This window comes from Ensifer sp. 4252, from assembly GCF_050434565.1.
GTDB lineage: Bacteria > Pseudomonadota > Alphaproteobacteria > Rhizobiales > Rhizobiaceae > Ensifer.
This window is the reverse complement of the sequence record NZ_JBNDIU010000014.1, coordinates 1-21,234: the sequence shown is the minus strand read 5'-3', so window position 1 is coordinate 21,234 and position 21,234 is coordinate 1. Positions and strand designations below refer to the sequence as shown.

The following is a 21,234-nucleotide window of genomic DNA, read 5'->3' as shown; positions in this document are numbered from 1 at the left end:
CCCGAGATCTTGGATGAAGGGGAGAGACATGGCAGCCATTGCCGATCCGCGCGCGTTTCTGGAAACGTTGTTCACATCGGCGGTTGCCGCTGCCGATCCGGCACTGGTGATTGCCGCCAACCTGCCGGAGCGGCCGAAGGGCCGGACCGTCGTCGTCGGCGCCGGCAAGGGCGCGGCCCAGATGGCGCAGGCCTTCGAGCGCCATTGGGACGGTCCGCTTTCCGGCGTTGTCGTCACCCGCTACGGATACGGAGCGCATTGCCAACGCATCGAGGTATTGGAGGCGTCGCATCCGTTGCCGGATGAAAGCGGTCTGCAGGCCTCGCAGCGCTTGCTCGCTGAAGTCAGCGGGCTGACCAAAGACGATCTGGTTGTTGCCCTTGTCTGTGGTGGCGGGTCGGCCCTGTTGCCTTCGCCACCTCCGGGTCTTTCGCTTGACGATGAAGTCGCCGTCAATCGGGCGCTGCTCGCCTCGGGCGCGCCGATCAGCGCCATGAATGCGGTGCGCAAGCATGTCTCGACGATCAAGGGCGGTCGGCTTGCGGCCGCGGCCTACCCGGCGAAGGTTGTTTCCCTCGTCGTATCGGATATTCCCGGTGACGACCCGGCACTGGTTGCTTCCGGCCCGACCTTGCCCGATGCAAGCACTCGCGCCGACGCCTTGAAGATCGTCGAGCGTTACGGTCTGCAATTGCCCGCAAAGGTTCTGGCGTGGCTCGCCGACCCAGCGGCCGACGCGCCGTCGCCGTCCGACCCGCGTTTCGCCGGCAACGAGGTACGGCTGATCGCATCTGCTTCCGTCTCGCTCGAGGCGGCGGCCGCCAAGGCGCGGGAGGCCGGCATCGAGGCAATCATTCTTTCGGACGCGATCGAGGGCGAGGCGCGTGACGTCGGCAGCGTTCACGCGGCGATTGCCCGCGAGGTCGCAGGCCGCGGCCGGCCCTTCCCGAAGCCCGTTGTCGTTCTTTCCGGCGGCGAGACGACCGTTACCATGCGCGGGGCAGGCAAGGGCGGACGCAACAGCGAATTCCTGCTGTCGCTGGCTCTTGGCATCGATGGCGCCAGTGGCGTCTCGGCGCTCGCTGCCGACACCGATGGCATCGACGGTTCCGAGGACAATGCAGGCGCATTTGCCGACGGCACGACGATTGCCCGGCTCGCTGCGCAGCGGCTCGACGCGGCAGCACTCCTACAGCGGAATGATAGCTGGAGTGCCTTCGACGCGCTTGGCGATATCTTCAAGCCCGGGCCGACCGGCACGAATGTCAATGATTTCCGGGCAATCTTGGTGCAGTAGCACGCGAGGATAGGCAGCTAACACATTGGTGCCGCTTGGTCAGGCAGCGGTTCAGGCGAAGTGGCAGCTGACCGTGCCATGACTGCCGAAATCGGCAACGAAGGTGTCGCCGCTGCGTGCCTCCACCGCACGTACGAACGAGCCGGAAAGCACGATCTGCCCCGGCTCGATTGCATCGCCATACTGCGCCAGGCGGTTGGCGAGCCAGGCGATGCCGCGGGCTGGGTGATTGAGAACGCCGGCGCCCAATCCGGTTTCTTCGACTTCGGCGTTGCGCGAGAGGATGGCGCCCATCCAGCGCATATCGACGGCGTCGGCCCGCATCGGGCGTCCGCCGAGGATCAGCCCGGCATTGGCAGCGTTGTCCGCGACCGTATCGGCGATGCCTCGCGTCTGCTGCGTTTCCGGATCGCGTCTGACGATGCGGGTATCGAGGATCTCCAAGGCAGGGATGACGAAGTCGGTGGCGTTGAGCACGTTCAGCACGGTGACGCGCGGCCCTTTGAGCGGCGCCTTCATCACGAAGGCGATTTCCGCCTCTACGCGAGGCTGGATGAACCGATCGGCGGGAATGGTTGCACCATCCTCGAACAGCATGTCATCGAACAACACGCCGGAGTCCGGCGTGTTGATGTTCAGGGCCTGCTGCATGGCCTTTGACGTCAACCCGATCTTGAAGCCGATGATGCGCCGGCCGGCATCCCGTTTGCGCCGGACCCAGGCGGATTGAACCGCATAGGCGTCGTCTATCGTCATCCCCGGATGTTTGAGGGACAAGAGCCCGATCTGGCTGCGATCGACTTCAGCCTGGTGAAGGCTCTCCGCTGCTTGCGAAATCTCGGCAGGACTGAGCATGCGACCGTCTTCCTCTCGCACGGACGCCAACCATAGCCTTGCGATGGGCATCCGAAGGACTTCGAGCTTTCCGCTGACGTTCAAGGTCCGGATATCATCGCTGAAACAGTTGAGATAGGAAAGGGTTTGATCGCAGGCACAAGACGTGCCTTTTGCCACAGATCCCTCGCGTCAGACGGACTGCGTTGCCAGCATCATGCCGAGACCGATGAGGATAGAACCGCAGGCGCGTGGGACCAACCGGCTCTGGCCACCAGTGAAGCGACCAAGGGTCAGGGATGCGAGCAGCACAGCCGCGACATCAGCCGCCGACAACGCGAGATTGACCAACATGCCGAAGACCAGGAACTGCAGCGAGGCCGGCATTGCCGCTGCCGGATCAACGAATTGCGGTAGGAACGTCACGAAGAACAACGCCGTCTTAGGGTTGAGGATTTCAACGAGGATGCTGTCGCGCAGCACGCCGGGTTTGGCGTCGGACTTGTGCCCATCATGTTTGCCGATGCCGAGCAGCATCGTGCCGCCAAGCCAGACCAGATAGACGGCGCCGGCGAGTTTGATTGCCGCATAGAGAAACGGTGCGTGACTGAGAAGAGCGGCAAGTCCGAGGGTTGCGGCGGCGATATGGACATAGCAACCGATATGGATGCCGAGCGCCGCCAGAAAACCGGCTTTGCGGCCATGCGCCAGGGTCTGTGCCGTCATGTAGAGAATGGCCGGCCCCGGCATGCAGGCAAAGATCGCCGTGGCGACCGCAAACGAAATCCAGTGCTCGATTGAGGGCATCGCAGTTCCTCCGGTTTGCCGGCTGCGCGTGCGGCAGCGTGCATTCGGCCCAACCCCGTCAGTTCGGAATCGGGTCGGCAGAGAACTACGCTTGGTTGTAGCTCGGCGACATACGGCAGGTGCCGTATTTCGGAGTCTCGAACCTGCGGCTAATGATGGGGTGGTTAAGGGAATGTCACCGATGGAGCCGACGCGGTAGGTGGATTTCAGCCGATGGGCAGACCGATGCGCACCGCGTAGGCGGCGAGCTCGGCGGCGCTATGCAGGCTGAGCTTGCGCATCAGGTTTTCGCGGTGCTTACGCGCCGTGAGCGGGCTGATGCCAAGCCGTTCGGCAATTTCGCGCGCTGTCAGGCCCTGTGCCGCGAGCGAAAGGATCTGCATCTCCCGCCGGGTCAGGGGAATGGGCGAAAGCGCTTCGTCGGTTGCGGATGGCAAGGTCTGTCGCTCCGGGTTGCTGACGGCAAAGCGTATCGATTGTGCGAGGTAGATTTCGTTGGCGCCAAGCGCGTCAACGGCATCGGCAAGCTCGGCCGGGTCGCCGTTCTTCGTGAGATAACCGTTGGCGCCGGCATCGATGGCAGCGCGGACCGTTCGCGGCTCGATATTGGCGGTTAGCACCAGGATTTTCATCCTCGGGGCGATTTCCCTGATGTCGGCGATGAACTGGATGCCCGCCACACCAGGCATTCCGAGATCGAGGACCAGAAGGTCTGCCGGCTCGCAGCGGGCAAGCGCCAGTACCGCTTCGCCGTCAGCCGCCTCGGCCACCACCGATATGCCCGCCATCGTCGAAAGCAGCATCTTCAAGCCTTCGCGAACGATGGCGTGGTCGTCGGCAACGATGACGGTCATGGCCTTCGACATGTAAGCAATCCTTCATTGATATCGCAATTGCCCGCAACCATAAACAGGTTCGCGCGCAGAGGCGACGCAAACAGCGTGAGCGGTTGCAACCTCTCCTGATAGGACTACTATTTCGTCAATCTTACGCAATGCTAGTCGCAAATTTGATCATTCCACTCCCGGTTGCCTATGTCCTGAAGGAGTGGATGCCGTCAGACTTGCCCGCGGACGGATCGCAACCTCCTATACGCTGACAGTCGGGCGCCTCGGCGGCATTCTGACGGTTCCCGCCGTGGTGAGCAGCGTGCGCAAGACCGCAACCGAATGAGGTTCTCATCTACTCGATAAAGACGCGAACGCTGGCGGCCCGGCCGACGGCGTCGATAACCGTGAGCGTGGAATAGCCGGCGCCGTCCGGCTGCCATTGCGTCGTTCGCCTGCGGGTTGGGTCGGGCAGCGGCTTGCCGTTTGCGAGCCACCGGAAGGGCGCGCGGCCGCCTTGCAACTTCAAGGTCAGCGGCGAGATGGTGTCCTGGCCGGCGCCGAGTTCGACACGTGCACCCTCGGGCGGAAAGACGATCTGTGGTGCCGGCTCGCGCGCCGAGGCGTTGACGAGGCCGCTTGCGGTCATCGAAAAACGGCGCTGGCTGATCGGCAGCTCGGTCTGCGAGATGCGCACGGCGCCTGACGGCGCGTCGGGCAGCGGCGTAATCGGCAATCCGGATTTGGCAAAGCCTTCAAAGAGAATGGGAGCAGCCGCGCCATAGCCGGTCAGCCCGGGAACGGCACCGTTGTCGGGCCGCCCGACCCAGACCCCGAGGACATAACGGCCGTCGTATCCGACCGACCAGGCGTCGCGGTAGCCATAGCTGGTGCCAGTCTTGTAGGCGATGCCGCGCTGGCGGCTTCCCGCTGGTGGCAGAACGGCGGAGAGCACATCGGAGACATGCCAGGCGGAAACGGGGGAAAGTAGCGGTTCCCCGTCGATCAGACCGGCTGTGCCGGTGATGCCATCGCCGAGCCGTACCGGGAAGCCGCGGTTGGCAAGGCCCGCATAGAGCTGCACGAGATCGCGCAACGTCAGGCCGACACCGCCCAAGCCGATCGCCAGCCCGGGAGCTTCGCCGGCCGGCAGCACGGGCTTCACCTCGGCGCGCCGGAACCGCACCATCAGCCGGGCAGGGCCGACGACGTCGAGTAGCCGGATGGCCGGCACATTGAGCGACAGTTGCAGCGCCTGCCGCACGCTGACATCGCCTTGATAGCTCATGTCGAAATTGCGCGGGCGGTAGCCGAAGAAATCCGCCGGTCGATCCTCGATGATGGTTTCCTGGCTGACCAGGCCCTCCTCGAAGGCGAGGCCATAAATGAAGGGCTTTAGCGTCGAACCCGGGGAGCGGGTGATCCGCGTCATGTCGATCCAGCCCGAGCGGCTTGCGTCGAAATAGTCGGCCGAGCCGACTTCGCCGATGATCTCGCCGGTGCGTGCGTCGGCCATGATCATGGCGACCGACACCCTCGGCCCCAGCTTGGCGGCGCCGTCGCGCGCAACAGCCTCGAGACCGCGTTGGACATTGCGGCGCAGCGTCGTTTGGTGTTGCACGGCTGTTGGCTGCTTGCGCAGCGCCGTCTCGGCGAGATGCGCGGCATAGGCCGGCAACTGCAGGCGGCGGGTGGGAACGGCCGTCATCGCCGCGCGCACGGCCTCGCCTTCGCCGATCACCTCGGCAACAGCCATGCGGGTCAAGACACGCTCGCGTGCCGCTTCGGCTGCAGTGTGATTTCGATCGGGTCGGCGCTTCTCCGGCAATTGCGGCAGCGCCACCAGCAGCGCGGCTTCGCCCGCCGAAAGACGCTTCGGCTCCTTGCCGAACCAGGCAAGGCTTGCCGCGCGCACGCCCTCCAGATTGCCGCCATAGGGGGCATGGCTAAGATAGAGATCGAGAATCTGGTTCTTGGACAGGCGGCGCTCGATCTGGATGGCGCGCGCGATCTGGAGCAGCTTGGCCGCAATGCTTCGCTGCTCGCGCGGCTCGATCAGCCGTGCCACTTGCATCGAAAGGGTGGAGGCGCCCGAAACGATGCGGCCATTGGTGACGAACTGCAGCGCGGCGCGCCCAAGCGCGAGGAAGTCGATCCCGACGTGCTCGCGAAACCGTTGGTCTTCATAGGCGACCAGCATCCGCAGGAACTGCGGGTCGACGTCATCGACAGTCGTCTTCAGCCGCCAGAGACCGTCAGGCGTTGCAAAGGCCCTAAGCAATTGGCCGTCGACGTCGAGGACCTCGCGAGACACGATGCCGGCTGCCTCAAGCGGCGGCGGAAACGCCTGATCGGCCTTGCCGAGCGCGAAGGCCGACAGACCCGTCAGCAACAGGCCGACGGGGATCGCGATCAGCAGTTTTGATCCTATCGACATCGTCAGGCCTATTGCGCTGCCAGTACCTCCATGCGCCCGGTCGCGGTGCGGGCCGAGAATTGCGGCCGGTACATGTCTTCGACGCTGGCTGCGGGATGATCGTAGACGCCCGGGTTCACTGCCCTGACGACATAGGCGAGCGTCAGCTCGCGGCTGTCGCCGGCTGCGCGGTCGAAGGCCGCGACGAAGCGATCGTTGCGGAATTCCGTATGCGTCGCGGTGATTTCGCCGAGCCATTCGAAATTCGTCAGTTGCGCGCTGTCGACCAGGCTCGGGTTATCGATCTGGAAACCGGCCGGCAGCAGATCCGACACAAGCACGCGGGACGGCCAATCGTTGGTCTCGGTGACTTTCAGGACCACGACATAACGTTCGTTCTGCCTGGCCTGGCTGACATTGGCCTCGGCACCGTCGAGCGTGTAGTAGGTGCGCTCGATGGCAAAGCCATCGCCGCCGGCAGAGAGCGGCTGGGCCGGGGCGGCAACCGTGGTCACCACGGCAGAGACGGCATCCGCCCCCTCGTTCCGGATCACCACCGGATGCGACAGCAGCGCATCGCCGGGCATCCGCGCGGCGTAAGCGCCGGTCTTCGACGCGCCGTTGACGTCGAGCAGCATGTCCTCGTCACCGCCCTGAACGGCGCGCGCAGCAAGCAGCATCCAGGCTTGTTCCTGCGTGCTGGTATACTTCTTCTGCTCCCATTGGCGGGCGACGATCTTCGACAACTCCGGGATGATCGGTGGAACCGGCCGACTTTCCGCAGCCAGTGCCAGGACGGCCGCGTCGTCGCGCAGCGAAGAACCGTAGTCGGAACGCGACAGGCTGACATTGACGAGGCCGCTCGACATGTTGGCGGACGCCGCAAAGATCTCCTGCGACCGCTGGGCATCGCCATAGAGCGCCAATGCCGCTGCGACGTGCGCCTTGGCGAGCGGCGTTGGGAAGTCGTTGATCAGCGTGTTGGCGTAATAGCGGATATCGTTGACCGCGGCCTTGCGATTGCGCGCGAGCACATAGAGCGAATACGCGATCTCGTTGCCGCGATCTCTAACATTGGTGTCGTAGCCGAGACCGTTCTGCAGGTTCTCCAATGCCTGCACCATCGCTGCCTCGGGCACGTCATACTTCTGTTCGCGAGCGCGTGTCAGGAAGTCTGTGACATAGGCGTCGAGCCAGAGGTCGCCGTAGCCCGGGCCCCAAAGGCCGAAACTGCCTGATGACGACTGGTAGGAGAGCACGCGGTAGATCGCTTCCTGCACCCGCTTCGCCACCTCGCCATCATCGGGAAGGCCCGACTGCTTGGCGAGTTCGCTCATGTAGAGAAGCGGCAGCGCCCGGCTCGTCGTCTGCTCGGCGCAGCCATAGGGGTAGCGGTCAAGCGCCATCAGGATCGCGGGGATGTCGAAGGCGGCCGACCGGGTAACGCTCAGCGACACCGATGCACCCTGCAGAACGCTATCGGCCAGCAACTGGCCGTCGATCGTCAGGCTGCTTCCTGCCGCTAGGTTAACCACCTGCCGCTGCGTGACAGGAAGGGTGGCTGGGCGGACAGGGATGTTGAGCGCCTGTTCGAGTGAAAGCCCGGAAGCGCCGGTGAGCTGCACGGTGACGAGCCCATCGCCTGTATGCTGGCCGACCAGCGGCAGCGTCAGGACCGACTTGCCGCCCTCATCGAGGCGCACCGTTTCGCTTGGACCTGCCTGTTCTACCGTCACCGGTCCGTTGGTGGTCAGCTGTACCTGGTAGTCGCCGGCGGGCGCGTCGGTGTTGGCGATATCGAGCCGCAGTTCGGCGCGATCTCCCGGTGCGAGGAAACGCGGCAGGCTCGCGGTCACCACGATCGGATCGCGGATCACGACGTCGCGGACGGCATGGCCGACGCCGGATTTCGTCCAGGCGACGCTCATGATGCGCGCCGTGCCGTTGAATTGCGGGATATCGAAGCTGACTGTCGCTTTGCCGTCCGAGTCGAGCCTCACCGGACCCTCGAAGAAGGCCACGAGCTTCTCGGTGGGCGGGCTTCCCTGCAGCGCGACCTGGCCGCCGTCGCCGCCGGTGCGCAACTTTCCGGTCGCGCCAAGCGAGCCGTCGATCAATCGGCCGTAAAGATCGCGCATTTCGAGACCGAGTTGTCGCTGGCCGAAATACCAAGCGGCCGGATCCGGGGCTTCATAACGGGTCAGGTTCAAGATACCGACGTCGACGGCGGCAATCGTGACATAGGCTTCCTCATCGGCGCCGGCACCCGCCACCTGCAGACTGATATCGAGCGGTTTGCGCGGCTCGGTCTTTTCTGGCGCTTGCAGGGTCACGGCCAGCTTGCGATCGGCCGGATCGACGGCCAGCCACTTGATGCCGATCGCGCGCATCGGCATGCGGCTTTCCTGCGCATCACCAGGGCGATAGAGGGTCGCAGTCACATAGGCGCCGGCACCCCAATCGACGGTGACAGGCAGATCGACCTCGCCACCTTCAGCGGCAATCGTCGCGCTCTTTGTGGTGATCAGGTCTTCCGTCCCGACGGTCACCAGCAGTTCACCGGCAAAGCGCGATGAAACCTTGAGCTTGGCGGTCTCGCCGACAGCGTAGTTTTCCTTGTCGAGCGCGATTTCGAGGCCATCGGGCGTTTCGGTCGATGTCGAGGCGACATACCAGCCGGCATCGAACTCGACGCTCGATGTCGGGCCGTCGAGAGCTGCGGTTTCAACTTCAAGACGGTAGCGACCCCAGCCGACCGGCACGGCGATCTCGGCGCCATCGGCGGTCACGTCGATCGTGCCGTTCGCCACCTGCTTGGTGGTCACCACCGGCTCATACTTCCAGGCGGTTCCGTCGCGGTACCAATGATAGTTGCGCTCGACACTGATGAGCTTCCAGAGCGCGCCGGGCATGGCGGCCTTGCCGCCGTCGGCGTCGATGGCGATCACGCGGAACTTGCCGACGGAGTTTTCCTGAAGGTCGCCTGAGAATTCGGGCTTGATGCCGATGACAGGACCTTCCGGCTTCACCGGCAGCGTCAAGGAGCGCTCCACGGCACGACCGCCGGCTTCGCGCATGCGCACCGTGACATTGGCGTTCAGCAATTGCGTCGTCGACGGCACTTCGGCGAGTGCGACGTCGAAGGTCGACTTGCCCTCGTCATCTAGCGGCACGAGTTCTTCCAGCGGCAGGCGCGTGTCCTCGCTCGCCTCTTCGTCGGCAAGGCCGAAGAAATATCCCTTGAAGGCCGCATTTTCGCGTGTCGGCTTCAGAACCACTTCGCCCTCAAGCGTAAGGCCGGCGGCCGGCGCGCCGTAGAGATAACGTCCGTCGACGGCGACCTGCACCGGTTCGCCGACAGCGATCTCCTTTGCTTCGCTGGTCAGATCGAATTCCGTGCGATCCGGCACGAAGTCGTCGACCAGGAACTGCTTCTCGCCGATCGGAGAAGCCTTGGGGTCAGTGAAGATCTGCATCGTCCAGGTGCCGCGCATGGCGTTTGCCTGAACGTCGAGGTCGAGCGTATGGCCGCCGAGCTTGCCGCCGTCGCTGATCATCCGCCGGTATTCGACCCCATCGGGGCGCAGGAACACGAAGGTGAGCGGCAGGTTCTCGATTGCCTCGCCGTTGACGTTGCGCGCGAGGGCTGCCGCATGCACGGTTTCGCCGACGCGGTAGATGCCGCGCTCGGTCCAGGCCAGAATGTCGATTGCGCCGGGGGCAGGGCGGCCGGTCACACCGCGATCCGAGAGGTCGAAGCCGGCCCGGGTCATGTCAAGGAAGACGAAATCGTCTTCGCCATTCTTGGCGGTGATCACGGCCGGCGTCAGCGCGGCCGTGCCGCGGATGAGGCCGGCGGTGAAGGTGGCGCGGCCGTCACTGTCGGTCGTTGCCGTCCCGAGGATCTCGTTGTTCTTGGCGACAAGCTGCAGCTCGACGCCTTCGATCGGCTTGGCGGTTGCGAGCGAACGCGCAAAGACGTTGAGGCCATCCGTGCCTGCATAGGTCGACACGCCGATGTCGGAGACGACGAACCATTGGGTGGCGCGGGCGTCCCAGTCCTGGCTGAGCCCTGTTTCGGACGCTGCGGTCAGCACGTAGACACCGGCTTTGCGCTTCGGCAAGGCTTCATCGACCGGGAAGCTGGTGACCACTTCCTTGTTGAGGACGCTGTCGATGGCGATCGTGCCCTGCCAGACGAGTTCGCCGCTCTCATCCTCGATGCGTTGGGCGCTGTAGCCGTCAATCTGCGTCAGGAACTGCGAGTTCTGTAGCACCGGCGCCAGGCTGCGGTCACCGATGCGATAGAGCTTGAGCTTGGCGCTGTCGGTGTTGACGGAAACCAGAGGAATGCCACGACGCGCCGTCGACGGCAGCACGAAGCTGTCGCCGGTAAAGCGCACCACCTGGCCGCGGTCCTTGACGTAGACTTCAAGAGTAACCGGTGCTTCCAGCACTTCGTCGACCGACGAGGGCAGGCCGGTGCGCAGCGTCAGCTTGTAGCGTTGGCCATGCGATAGCCCCTCGACGCAGATCTGGTCGCCCTTGGCTTCCACGGCCTTCGCGGCGGCACCGTCCACCGTGACGAAAGAGGCATAGTCGGCGCCGCTCTTCAGCAACTGCTCGGAAAATTGCACGCAGGCGCGCGGCGACGCGCTATCAGCGTCAACGGTGTTTTCGATGACGCGGAAGCGCTTGCGCTCCTTCAGATCTAGGTAGGCTGTCTCGACCGTTTTCGATTGCACCAGTTCGAGGCTTGCCTTGTAGGCATTGAGGGCGCCGCGGAAGTTCTCGGCATTTTCCAGCGCCTTGGCGAGGACGGCCAGCGCATGGGCGCGGCTTTCCGCGGTGCGGGTCAACTGATAGCCGTTGATCGCCGCAAGGGCGGCCTGCGTGGCGACATCGGTGTTGCCGGTGACACGGTTTGCCGTGCGCGCCGTTTCAAGCCAAAGCTCACTGTCTTCTGGGGTGATCGCAAGCGCCCCCTGGAACGCCTTCAAGGCGCTGTCGATAATGCCGGCAGCCGCCTGGGCGCGTGCCGTTTCGATCAGGCTATTGACGCCGAAGCCCTGCTGGTCTTCGGCAAGCGAAAGGTTCGCCTTGGCGTCGCGTGCGTCCTGAAGGATCTGGTCGGAGAGGAAGGAAAGTCGCGGCGGGGCGCCGAGATCCGGCTGCACGGCCTGCGCCTGAACGATCTTGCCGGCTATGGCGCCCGGAAAGCCGTTCAACTGGTTGTAGTCCGACTTCAGGAAGCACCATTTCACCTTGGGATTGTAGGTGAATGCACGGCAGGATTGGTCCGCGATGCAGGCGGTTTCGCACTGATCCAGGGAAACATTCTGTTCGGTTCGCAGATCGAATCCGAAATAGTCACCATCCTGGGTGATCTCGACCTGACGGCCGGTCTCAGCCGAAAAAGCCGGGTATCCAGCGGCCAAAACAGAAACAAGAAGAGTGGAAAGGCCGAAAAACGCGCGCACAGACATCAAGTCCTCCCAACGCAGCCGGTCTCGATAGGGCTTCACTTTTTCAAGGTTCCTGACGCCTTGTCAACCGCAGTCGTCCAAGAGTTGGACGACAATTTACGCGAGAACGAACAGCGTGTCCTGGTACGGCGACATCACACCGACAGGGGGCTTAGCCTCTTTGCTCCTTCAGGAAAACGACGAGCGAGCGGCCGGCGTCGAGGATATGGTCTCGGGTGAGCGACGAGGCCAGTTCGGCGTCGCCCCTGGTGCAGGCCTCGAGGATCGCTTCATGCTCGCGCGCCGCGCGCTTCATGCCGTCCGTCAGCGTCAGCTGAGCTCGAAGATAGCGATCGATTCGGTCGAGCGACGCGCGCACGATCTGCAGGTAGTAGGGCCGCCGCGCGGCCTCGTAGAGGCTGTAGTGGAAGTTCCGGTTGGTCTCGCCCCACTTGGCCGAATCGGATTCCTTTCCAAACTCGTCGCAGTGTCTGCGGGCAAGCTCGAGCGTTCTTCGATCCATGTTGGGCACGGCAAGCCGGATGACCTCTGCCTCCAGCAGCGCACGAAATTCGAAGATCTCTTCGATTTCCTCGATGGAGAGGCCGGCAACGACGGCGCCCTTGTAGCGTTGTGTCGTGATCAACCCGTGCTGCTCAAGGCGCGAGAGCGCTTCGCGCACGGGGATGCGGCTGGTGTTGAACATCTGGGCGATCTGGTCCTGCCGCAGGTTCTCCCCTTCGGCGAGCGCGCCCTCGATGATCGCCTTGCGCAATGCCTCGTAGACGATATCGGCCGCAGAAGCGGCTTGCCTGACATCAACGGCATCGAGTTTCATCGCGTCTAAACCCCGGCGGCTTGTGTCCCTGGCAGTGCGGAAGCTGCCGTGGTTCTGGTCATAGGTCCATTCCCGCAGTCGGGCAACAGAGCTCGTTGCTGAAAGCAACCAACTCTGCCTCACAGCGTTTTTTGGCCATTGATTTCATTAAGAAAATAGGCGCGCAATCCGAAATCGGCAACGCCGAATGCCCAAAATGAACCCTCTATTGGCCCATTTTACGCACACAAAAAAAGACCCGGCAAATGCCAGGTCATTTTTGCGCTTATCTGAACGGCCTAGATTTGGTCGATCCGGTAGAAATTCGTGCCGACGCTGTCACTCGGGATTGCGGGCTTCAAACCTAGTTTACTGATTTTCGCCTCGAAATCGTTTCTGAATTTCCTTGAATGCCGAAGCTCGCTTTCCGAGATGTAGATTCTTTGAAACTCAGCGACGTCACGAGCCCGGATACGAAAGGACCGGTGCTTGGTGGGAACGCGGGCTTGGTATAGGTAGCCGTCGTCAATCAGGGCTTCGACAACCGACGGCGTAACCTTCAACCTGATGTAAGCTCGTTCAAGGGTGATGAAGTCTTTGGGCTGGTACGTCGAAGTCTCCCAGCCAGAAACGGCTTCCGCGAGAAACTGGCGATGCGCGGTGATCTCGCTTTCCAATCTCGAGGTCTTTCCCGGAAGGTTTTCGGCGATTTCTGCCAAGGGAGCAGCCGGGAAAACTACCCCACAGAAATCGCCGGTGGCGGCTAGCCCGGATTCTTCGACGGCCTTGCGCAGGAGGGTGTACGGCAGCCCGAACTCGCGAGCGGCCGTATGCAGTGAATGCATGCGACGCGGAACAGAAGTGCCGAGGAAGTCGTCCGATGGGCCCACCGGCACGACGTCGGCGGCGGTTTCCCGAATAAGCGACAGAGCATCCGCGTATCCGGGATGATCCTGAAGACCGAGCAGCTCGGTCGACAGGTTGCCAAGGATCGTCTTGGCACAGAATTCTTCCCTCGGACGATAGTTCGCCTTGATCAGAGACAACACGACGTCGCGAAAGGCGTCCTCGCCGCCGGCCAAGATCGCGAAGCCTTCCGATGCGACTTCCGCGCGCTCGGGAGCCGAGGGATCCGCGGAGACGAACGACCGCGGGTGTTGGGCGAAGCCGACGAGCTTGGGCAGGTGAGCCGCTAGCTGAAGCGGAAAGCGGTCGAGCCAATGTCCAGTGGGGCTGCCGCCTTGGAAGCGGTCGACCAGATATCGTTCGTGGTCGGTAGCCGTGAGTTCGTGGCTGGCGCGCTGGAGTTCGTCGAAGCTGCGACGAGCAGTTCGCAGGCGCGCGGCGAAGTCCGCGCCCATCTGCCAATTCCAGACGCCAGTTTCGACGAGCTTGCGTCCGTGAACCGGGCAGGCGCGCACGAAGCGGGGAAGCCAGAGAAGCCTCGAATACGCCCGGTTGCCCGCACGGCCCGGAAGGTCTTCCTCGTCGTCCTTGATGCAGCCCGGGCAGACGCGGTTCTGGTTCCATGCCACGAACTCTTTTGAGAGTGCGTGACCGCTGACGGCAATTGACCATCGAAAGTCAAACACCGTCAGCGATGCCTGCAGCTCCGCGGTTTTCCCGGCCATCTCCCGGCGTTGAGATGGCCGCGTCACTTTTTTCCAAGAGCCTCTTTGAGCAGTTCCGCCTGCATGCTCATCTCCGCATACATCTTCTTCAGCCGACGGTTCTCGTCTTCAAGAGCCTTCATCTGGCTGATCATCGACGCGTCCATGCCGCCATATTTGGCCCGCCATTTATAAAACGACGCCGTGCTCATCCCGTGCTCCCGGCATAGATCAGGAACGGCAACGCCGCCCTCCGCCTGGCGCAGGATTGCAAGGATTTGCGGTTCGCTGAATCTGCTCGTCTTCATCAAAATCTCCTCGATCATAAAGCCCGAGAAAATTCTACTTTTGAAGTCCGTTATTCGGCGGGGGGAATACCATAGAACCTTTTCGCGTGCGACGAAACTCAGGTCGGATTGCGCCTCTCCGAAATCCACAAAGACGGGACGCCTGCTGCCCGCCCACCGTTCTAGCACTGGGTTGGCCCGACCGGACATTAGGAGGCGCAAGGGTGCGTCCTCGATCACAATGGCATTTCTGACGGCAGCTTCAAACTTGGGGCTGTCATTCTTGCCACGGCCCCCGTCCACTATCCAGACCATTCTCCCGTAGAAGTTCTCGCGGGAAGCGCGTTCAGAGGCGGAGATGTCCGAGTGCTGGAACTCAAGTACAATACCAGCTTCTGTTCTTACGTCGGCAATATGAAGTTCTCCACCGGGGGCGACGCACCGCACTTCCTGATAGGATGCGGGGAATTCATTCTTCCACGCGCGATGCCATTCGGTTTCGCTTTCCCACCAATGATCGCATATCTGAACGCTACGGTGCGCCCAGTGCCAAAGCTTCTTAGTCCCGCATTTCGAAATCACGGCTACCCCACACATGGGGCATTCGCCACGTGATGCTGGCGTCGCCTCACGGCGACCCCCTTCTACAAGCGCAAATTTCATTTTCCGCTCCATACAGCAGACAGCCAGCCGCTACGTGTGCTGACATCGTTCCATTGGGAAAAGCTGGCGGCGCGGCTTAAATGCCGCTTGGAGCTTCCTGGGGCAGGTACTTCCTGCACTGCTTCTTCGTTAGCCGTCGGGGCCGCCTGACGACTGCAAAGAAGTTAATAGATCCGTTCGGGGAAAGCAATCACCCCCTTAAAGCGGTCTTGTGAAAACCGGAACAAACAGAGAATTCTCTATCGCCCCGAATCAGCGAGTGTTGTATGAATTCAGGTTAATGCACGAGGGACAAAATTGGCATATCGCTTCCTGCATACCGCTGACGTTCATCTGGATTCACCTCTCAAGACGCTTGCTCTGCGCAATCCGGAACTTTCCGATCTCATCGGTTTGGCCACGAGACGTGCTTTCGTCCGCACAATCGATCTTTGCTTGGAAGAGCAGATCGACGCGCTCGTTCTCGCCGGCGATCTCTACGACGGCGACCAGACATCGATGAAGACAGCTCGCTTCCTTGCCGAGCAACTCCATCGCCTCCACGTCGCAGGCATCCGGACATTCATCATCCGCGGCAATCACGACGCCTTGTCCAGGATCACGTCCGAGCTTGTTATGCCGGAATCGGTGAAGGTATTCGGGGCGAACGCCGAAGCGGTGGCCGTAGATCAGGGCGCCGGCTATTTCCCTGTTGCAGTCCACGGACTGAGCTTTGCAAAGCCACACGCTCCTCAGAGCCTGCTCCGCCACTACGCGTTGCCAATCTCGGGTGCGGTCAACATTGGCATCATGCATACGAGCCTTGGAGGATCTGAAAAGCACGACCTCTATGCACCTTGCAGCGTCGGGGACCTACAGCAGAGCGGATTTCAGTATTGGGCCCTCGGGCATATTCACAAACGGTCGGTTGTTGCGGACGGGTCTTCGGCCATCGTAATGGCCGGCATGCCCCAGGGGCGCGATATCAACGAGGATGGCCCCAAGTCAGTCTCCTTGGTCACGATCGCGGACGATCGGTCGGTCACAGTCGAAGAGCGGCACACCAGCGTCGCGCAGTTCGAGAGGCTGGTCGTCGACGTGTCGGAGGCGAGCGATTGGAACGAAATGGTCGGCCAGGTTTCGAGGCAACTCGAAACTTTGCGCTCGACGGTCAATACCGACCATCTCGTGGCTCGTATCCAGCTTCACGGACCCACCCCCCTCGCATGGCGTATTCGGCGCGATTTGGATCTCCTGCGAACTGAGATGGAAACTCGTGGCGCGATGATCGGAGACGTCTGGATCGACAAGATGCAGACTGCGTGCACGGAACCGGGAATGGGCCGCGGCGGTGGCGCGCTCGCAGAGTTGTCGACCATCATCGACGGCGACGTCCTGACCTCTGCCGCCTACAAACAGGAACTCACCGCGATCGCGGAAGAGCTGCGTGGTCAGCTTCCAGCTGAACTGAGGGATATCTTTGGAGCGGATGAAGGCTCCTTCCAAAATCTTCTGGGCGGCTACGCCCGCGAAGGAGCAGCGGAAGTCGTAGCGCGTTTACACGGCGGGCAGGGGGAATAATGCGGATCAATCGGCTGGATCTTGCTCGCTACGGCAAATTCACGGATGGGGTTCTGGACTTTGGACCCCGCCCGAGCGGCTCGCCCGACCTCCATCTTGTCTACGGTCCCAACGAGGCGGGAAAATCGACGACCTTTGACGCGATCCTCGATCTCGTCTTCAGCATTGGGTCCACCAGCAGGTACAGCTTTCTGCACCCGTACGCGACAATGCGCATTGGCGCGAGTATCAACGTCGGAGGGGCAGACCGCGAATTCGTCCGGATCAAGCGGCCCCAGAACAGCCTGCTCGATGACATGGAGCGTCCTGTGCCGGACGAGGACATCCGCGTCGACCTCGGAGGCATCGATCGCGATGCCTTCAAGACGATGTTTTCGCTCGACAACGAAAGCCTCGTGAAAGGCGGTGAGGCGATCCTCGCGAGCAAGGGCAACCTCGGGGAACTGCTTTTCGCAGCGAGCGCGGGGCTTTCTGACCTGAGCAGGCAGCTGACATCGATCCGATCAGACGCCGACGGCTTCTACAAGTACCGTGCGAAAAGCGGGGTACTGGGAGAGTTGAAAGCGCGGCTCGTCGAGCTGAAGCAGCAGCGCGACGCCCTCGACCTCCAGGCAAGCGATTACCAGCGCCTCGTACTTGACCGCGATCGGCTGACGCGGCTTTACACTGACGCCATCGACGCAAGGGCGGGCACGCAACGGCGGATGGACGAGATCAAGCGTATCCTGAACGCTCTACCCGTCATGACGCGGCTTGCAACGCTCAGGAGCCGACTTGGCGAGATTGAAATCGTCCGCGATCCATCGGCTGCCTGGCGGCGGGAAGTGCCCGAGCTCAGGCGGCAGGAAATCGAGCTACGCGTGAAACTGCAGGACGCGTCGAATTCGGTGCGGACCGTCGAAGATGAGATTTCGCGGATCGTCGTGCACGCCGCGGCCTTGGAGGCGTCATCGCAGATCGATGAGCTCTCGGAACTTCGAGCCCGCTACCAGACTGCGGACAAAGACATACCTAAGCTCGCGGGTCGGGCGGCCGAGTTGTCGATCGAGAGTCTGCTGCTTCAATTGGGCAGGCCGGAAGAAGCCACCCCGGAGCGCCTTCTTCTCGACGCGGCGACCGTAGGCACTCTGCGATCGCTGGTCGGTGCCAAATCAGGTGTCGATGAAAGGCTTGTCGCGGCCCAGGGCGAGCTGGAAAAGGTCGAGCGCTCGCTTGCGCGCGAAAGCGAGGGCATTGACACCGAACTTTATGCGTCTCCCGATCGGAGGAAGGCATTCGACGCGCTACAGGCGATCGTCAAGGCAGCGCCGAAATCCGATCAGGATATCGCACTCCGCTCTTTGGCACGACGTCGCGATGCCGCTTCGGCGGAGCTCGCAGAGGCGTTGACAGCTCTTCGTCCGTGGAAGGGAACCGCAGAGGATTTGGGATCCTTGCCGCAGCCCCCGAGCCCGCGACTGGAAGGCTGGAAGACGCGCTACTCGCTGGCCGAAGAGCAACAGCGGACCTCGCGGTCCGAACTCGATCGTCTCGAACCGGAGGCGCGCCGCCTCGACGCGGAAATCGAGAGCCTCCGCCAGCAGACAGGAAGCATCGACGAAGCGGCTGCGGTAGCAGCCCGGTCGGCGCGGGAAATGGCTTGGGCAGCACACCGAAATGCTCTGAACGCTGCGACAGCCGATAGCTTCGTAGAAGCCATGCGGGCTGACGACCAAGTAATCGCGCAGCGTCTGATCCACTTCGGGGAGGTCGGTAGGTTAAATCAGTTTCTTCTGCGCCGTGCTTCCGTGGGCGCGGATATTTTAAGCCAGCAGAAGGTGCAGGAAAGTGCGGGCACTGGTCATGCGGCCGTTCTCTCGGAGATCCGGCAATCACTTGGTGAGCTGACGTTTGGAGAAGGAGCCGCCTACGATCCTTGGGAATTCGAAGATTGGTTTCGCAGGCGAGACCATGCGCTCAAGGCCAGATCTGAGCTCGCGGCCGTAGACGCAGAGGTCGCTGACATTCGCGACCATGTAGAGCAAGCGAAGCGGTCGTTCGTAACCGCGCTTGGGCAAGTTGGCCTGATCTTCAACTCGTCGGCCGACTACAATGCGCTTGTCGCTGCCGCCGAAGAGGCGTTGGACACTTATCATGCTGCAGCCCACGCGGCCGAACATGTGCAACGGCTTGGGGAAGATATCGTTGAGCGTACTCGACTCCTTGGGCAAGCCCACAAGGCCGCCGAAGCGTGGCGGTTGCAGTGGCAGTCGGTCTGTGCCGGATGCTGGCTGCACGAGCTTGGCGACGTTCCGGATGTGGGGGCCGTGATTGAAATCCTGTCCGTCCTCGATCAACTCGGGTCGGCTGTGACGACCAGGGAAGGCTTGGTTGATCGCGTAGAGAAGATGAAGCTGGACAAGGTGCTCTTCGAAGCGAAGATGCACGAGCTTGCGGAGAGGCTTGGCGTGTCGACCGACGAGGCGCCTCTGACGCTGTTTCAGGCGATCCATGACAAGATTAAAGCAGCCGGCCTTCATGCGGACAGGCGTAATAAGCTGTTGCTTGATCTCGAAGAGGTTCAGCAGAAACAGCACCACATGAAGGTCGAGCAGGAACTCCTTGTGGCGCGGGTCGCTGAAATGACGGAGTTCTTCGGTGTCACCTCGCTCGGCGAGGTCGAGGCCTGCATGGACCTCGCGGCACAGCGTCGTGCCCTGGAAGGCTCTATTTCCGAGGCAGAGCTGGAGCTTGTTCAAATCGCCGGAGTAAAGGCGATGTCTGAAGTCGAAGAGTTGACTGATGGGGTCGATAGGGCAGCTCTGGAGGACGAACTCGCCAAGCTTGCTCCTGTGTTCGAGGACCAGGACGTCCGATACCGGGACCACTTTCACGCCCTGTCGAAAGCTCGGGATGCCCTAGATGCGATCGGCGGCGACGAGAAGGTGGCTGCTTTGGACGAGCAGCGCAGGACTACTCTCCTCGAAATCGAAGAGAGCGCCCGTCGCTATATGGAACTCCGCGCCGGCGTAGCCGCGGCCGAGCACGGCCTGAAGCTATACAGAGACCGCCACCGGAGTGGCATGATGGCCCGAGCTTCCGAAGCATTCCGAACAATAAGCCGGGGAGCCTACGATGGCGTTGCCGCCCAGCCAGGGAAGGATGGCGACGTCCTTATCGCGGTATCAGCCGGCGGTGGATCGAAGGCAGCGAACGAGTTATCCGATGGAACTCGTTCGCAGTTGTATCTGGCGCTCCGTGTAGCGGGATACCATGAGTTCGTCGCCAGGCGGACTCCGGTTCCGTTTATCGCGGACGACATCATGGAGACTTTCGACGACTTCCGGGCGGAAGAAGCGTTTCGTCTGTTCGCCGAAATGGGGATGCGCGGCCAAGTGATCTACTTCACCCATCACAAGCATCTTACCCACATCGCGAAGAAGGTCTGCCCCAATGTTCGTCTGCACGATCTCGACGAGGTCGGGAGGACAGGTGGCCTGCAGGTAGCTGCGGCGGAATAGCATGGATCTCTTTACGCCGGTAGTTTCGGCCCCTCGCCAGCATCCGAACTTCACCAATCTGCTCTCTGACACGGACTGGGATATAAGGGAGGTTCTGTCGGAATGGGCGGAAGGTTTTGTCGATAGAGATGGTAAGTTCGTCCAGGAATTCCAGCTGACGTTCAATTCCTGTTGGTGGGAGCTCTATCTCTTTGCCGTTCTAAAAAGTCTCGGTATCGAGGTGGACTTCTCGCACGATGCCCCCGACTTCGTCGCCTCGAATGCGCCGCTGGTAATCGAAGCCGTGATTTCTAGTCATGCACAGGGAGCCAAACCCGAATGGCTGAGAACGATCTCCGACATAACCGGAGGTCAAGACATAGAGCAACGGTACACGGAGACACTTGCCCGTCTCTACAACAGCCTGGATGCCAAGCGGAGGCTTTATCAAAGTCGCTACAGCGGCTTACCTCACGTAAAAGGCAAAGCCTACGTGATAGCCGTCCACAACTTCTCCACGCCGGACAGCTTTCAATTGGGCGACGTGGCAATGCAGCGATTGCTGTACGATTTTGACGGGCGGCAATCATTTCTGAAGAACGGCGAGGTCTCGCTTCCTCTTGGTATCTTTGACCGAGACGAGTTTACGAGTGTCAGCGCAGTCATCTACAGCAGCCTTGCCACCTATGGAAAGGTGCGCGCACTTGGCAAAAGTACCGCCGACTTTGTTTTCCAGGCGGCGAGAATTCGGAACAATTGGGAGCTCATCCCGATATCCGCCAACAAAAACGACTACAAAGAAAGTCTGCGCGATGGCCTCAGGGTCTTTCACAACCCACGCGCCGACGTTCCGCTTCCCCTAAACATGTTCGACGTGCCCGATGTGCGGGAATTCCGGATCTTCGATGGGGAAATCCACACCAGCTGCCATCCTGACGGCGATCTGTGTATGCGTCAGGTGACGCGCTTGAAGCAAATCTAATGTCGGCTTGGGTGTCGCTATAAGGTAGCGTCAGAGAAACGCGCCGGCGAGCTTGCTTTTTATTTCTTCCATGCTTTGAGCCAGGCCCAGGGTAATCCCCCCGCCGAATAACGGACTTCAAAAGTAGAATTTTCTCGGGCTTTATGATCGAGGAGATTTTGATGAAGACGAGCAGATTCAGCGAACCGCA

The 21,234-nt window shown here is 61.7% G+C and carries 12 protein-coding genes and 2 pseudogenes; 5 read left to right on the top strand and 9 right to left on the bottom strand.

What is annotated here, in order from left to right; genetic code table 11:
- Positions 1-28: 28 nt before the first annotated feature.
- Positions 29-1,297, top strand: coding sequence for a glycerate kinase type-2 family protein (locus ABIE33_RS22740; RefSeq protein ID WP_429129813.1), 1,269 nt, complete (start codon positions 29-31; stop codon positions 1,295-1,297).
- A gap of 51 nt (positions 1,298-1,348) precedes the next feature.
- Here the strand turns inward: ABIE33_RS22740 and hpaH are convergent, their stop codons facing one another.
- The 3 genes from hpaH to ABIE33_RS22725 form a co-directional block, all read right to left on the bottom strand.
- The gene (gene hpaH / locus ABIE33_RS22735; RefSeq protein WP_429129810.1) at positions 1,349-2,152 is read right to left on the bottom strand and encodes a 2-oxo-hept-4-ene-1,7-dioate hydratase; all 804 of its coding nucleotides are present in this window, start codon (positions 2,150-2,152) and stop codon (positions 1,349-1,351) included.
- Between the two features lie 171 nt (positions 2,153-2,323).
- Positions 2,324-2,938 carry a LysE family translocator gene (locus tag ABIE33_RS22730; protein ID WP_429129807.1) on the bottom strand — a complete coding sequence of 205 codons (615 nt, stop codon included), beginning with the start codon at positions 2,936-2,938 and terminating at the stop codon, positions 2,324-2,326.
- Between the two features lie 206 nt (positions 2,939-3,144).
- Positions 3,145-3,804, bottom strand: a complete 660-nt coding sequence (locus ABIE33_RS22725; RefSeq protein ID WP_429129804.1) for a response regulator — start codon at positions 3,802-3,804, stop codon at positions 3,145-3,147.
- 181 nt (positions 3,805-3,985) lie between these two features.
- Here ABIE33_RS22725 and ABIE33_RS22720 point away from each other — a divergent pair, with 181 nt between their 5' ends.
- Positions 3,986-4,111, top strand: coding sequence for a hypothetical protein (locus ABIE33_RS22720; RefSeq protein ID WP_429129801.1), 126 nt, complete (start codon positions 3,986-3,988; stop codon positions 4,109-4,111).
- A 9-nt stretch (positions 4,112-4,120) separates the two neighbouring features.
- Here the strand turns inward: ABIE33_RS22720 and pbpC are convergent, their stop codons facing one another.
- From pbpC to ABIE33_RS22690, 6 genes and pseudogenes are all read right to left on the bottom strand, one after another.
- The gene (gene pbpC / locus ABIE33_RS22715) at positions 4,121-6,202 is read right to left on the bottom strand and encodes a penicillin-binding protein 1C (protein WP_429129798.1); all 2,082 of its coding nucleotides are present in this window, start codon (positions 6,200-6,202) and stop codon (positions 4,121-4,123) included.
- Positions 6,203-6,210: 8 nt separating this feature from the next.
- Positions 6,211-11,661 carry an MG2 domain-containing protein gene (locus ABIE33_RS22710; protein ID WP_429130127.1) on the bottom strand — a complete coding sequence of 1,817 codons (5,451 nt, stop codon included), beginning with the start codon at positions 11,659-11,661 and terminating at the stop codon, positions 6,211-6,213.
- Between the two features lie 157 nt (positions 11,662-11,818).
- On the bottom strand, positions 11,819-12,484 hold the full coding sequence (locus ABIE33_RS22705; RefSeq protein WP_429129795.1) for a GntR family transcriptional regulator: 666 nt from the start codon (positions 12,482-12,484) through the stop codon (positions 11,819-11,821).
- 278 nt (positions 12,485-12,762) lie between these two features.
- Positions 12,763-14,094, bottom strand: a complete 1,332-nt coding sequence (locus ABIE33_RS22700; RefSeq protein ID WP_429130124.1) for a TniQ family protein — start codon at positions 14,092-14,094, stop codon at positions 12,763-12,765.
- Positions 14,083-14,381 (bottom strand): annotated as a pseudogene (locus ABIE33_RS22695) (transposase); the annotation flags it as partial. The gene ABIE33_RS22700 and the pseudogene ABIE33_RS22695, both read right to left, overlap by 12 nt.
- A 267-nt stretch (positions 14,382-14,648) precedes the next feature.
- A pseudogene (locus tag ABIE33_RS22690) lies at positions 14,649-15,023 on the bottom strand (competence protein CoiA); the annotation flags it as partial.
- A gap of 297 nt (positions 15,024-15,320) precedes the next feature.
- Between ABIE33_RS22690 and ABIE33_RS22685 the strand changes: the two are divergent.
- Genes ABIE33_RS22685 through ABIE33_RS22675 form a run of 3 tightly spaced genes read left to right on the top strand, consistent with a single transcriptional unit; the run spans position 15,321 to position 21,044 of the window.
- Entirely contained in the window at positions 15,321-16,583 is a 1,263-nt protein-coding gene (locus ABIE33_RS22685; protein ID WP_429129792.1) for a metallophosphoesterase family protein, read from the top strand.
- Positions 16,583-20,083, top strand: coding sequence for an AAA family ATPase (locus ABIE33_RS22680; protein ID WP_429129789.1), 3,501 nt, complete (start codon positions 16,583-16,585; stop codon positions 20,081-20,083). The genes ABIE33_RS22685 and ABIE33_RS22680 overlap by 1 nt, the downstream gene beginning before the upstream one ends.
- Before the next feature lies 1 nt (position 20,084).
- Positions 20,085-21,044, top strand: a complete 960-nt coding sequence (locus ABIE33_RS22675) for a hypothetical protein (RefSeq protein WP_429129786.1) — start codon at positions 20,085-20,087, stop codon at positions 21,042-21,044.
- The last annotated feature ends 190 nt before the right edge of the window (positions 21,045-21,234 follow it).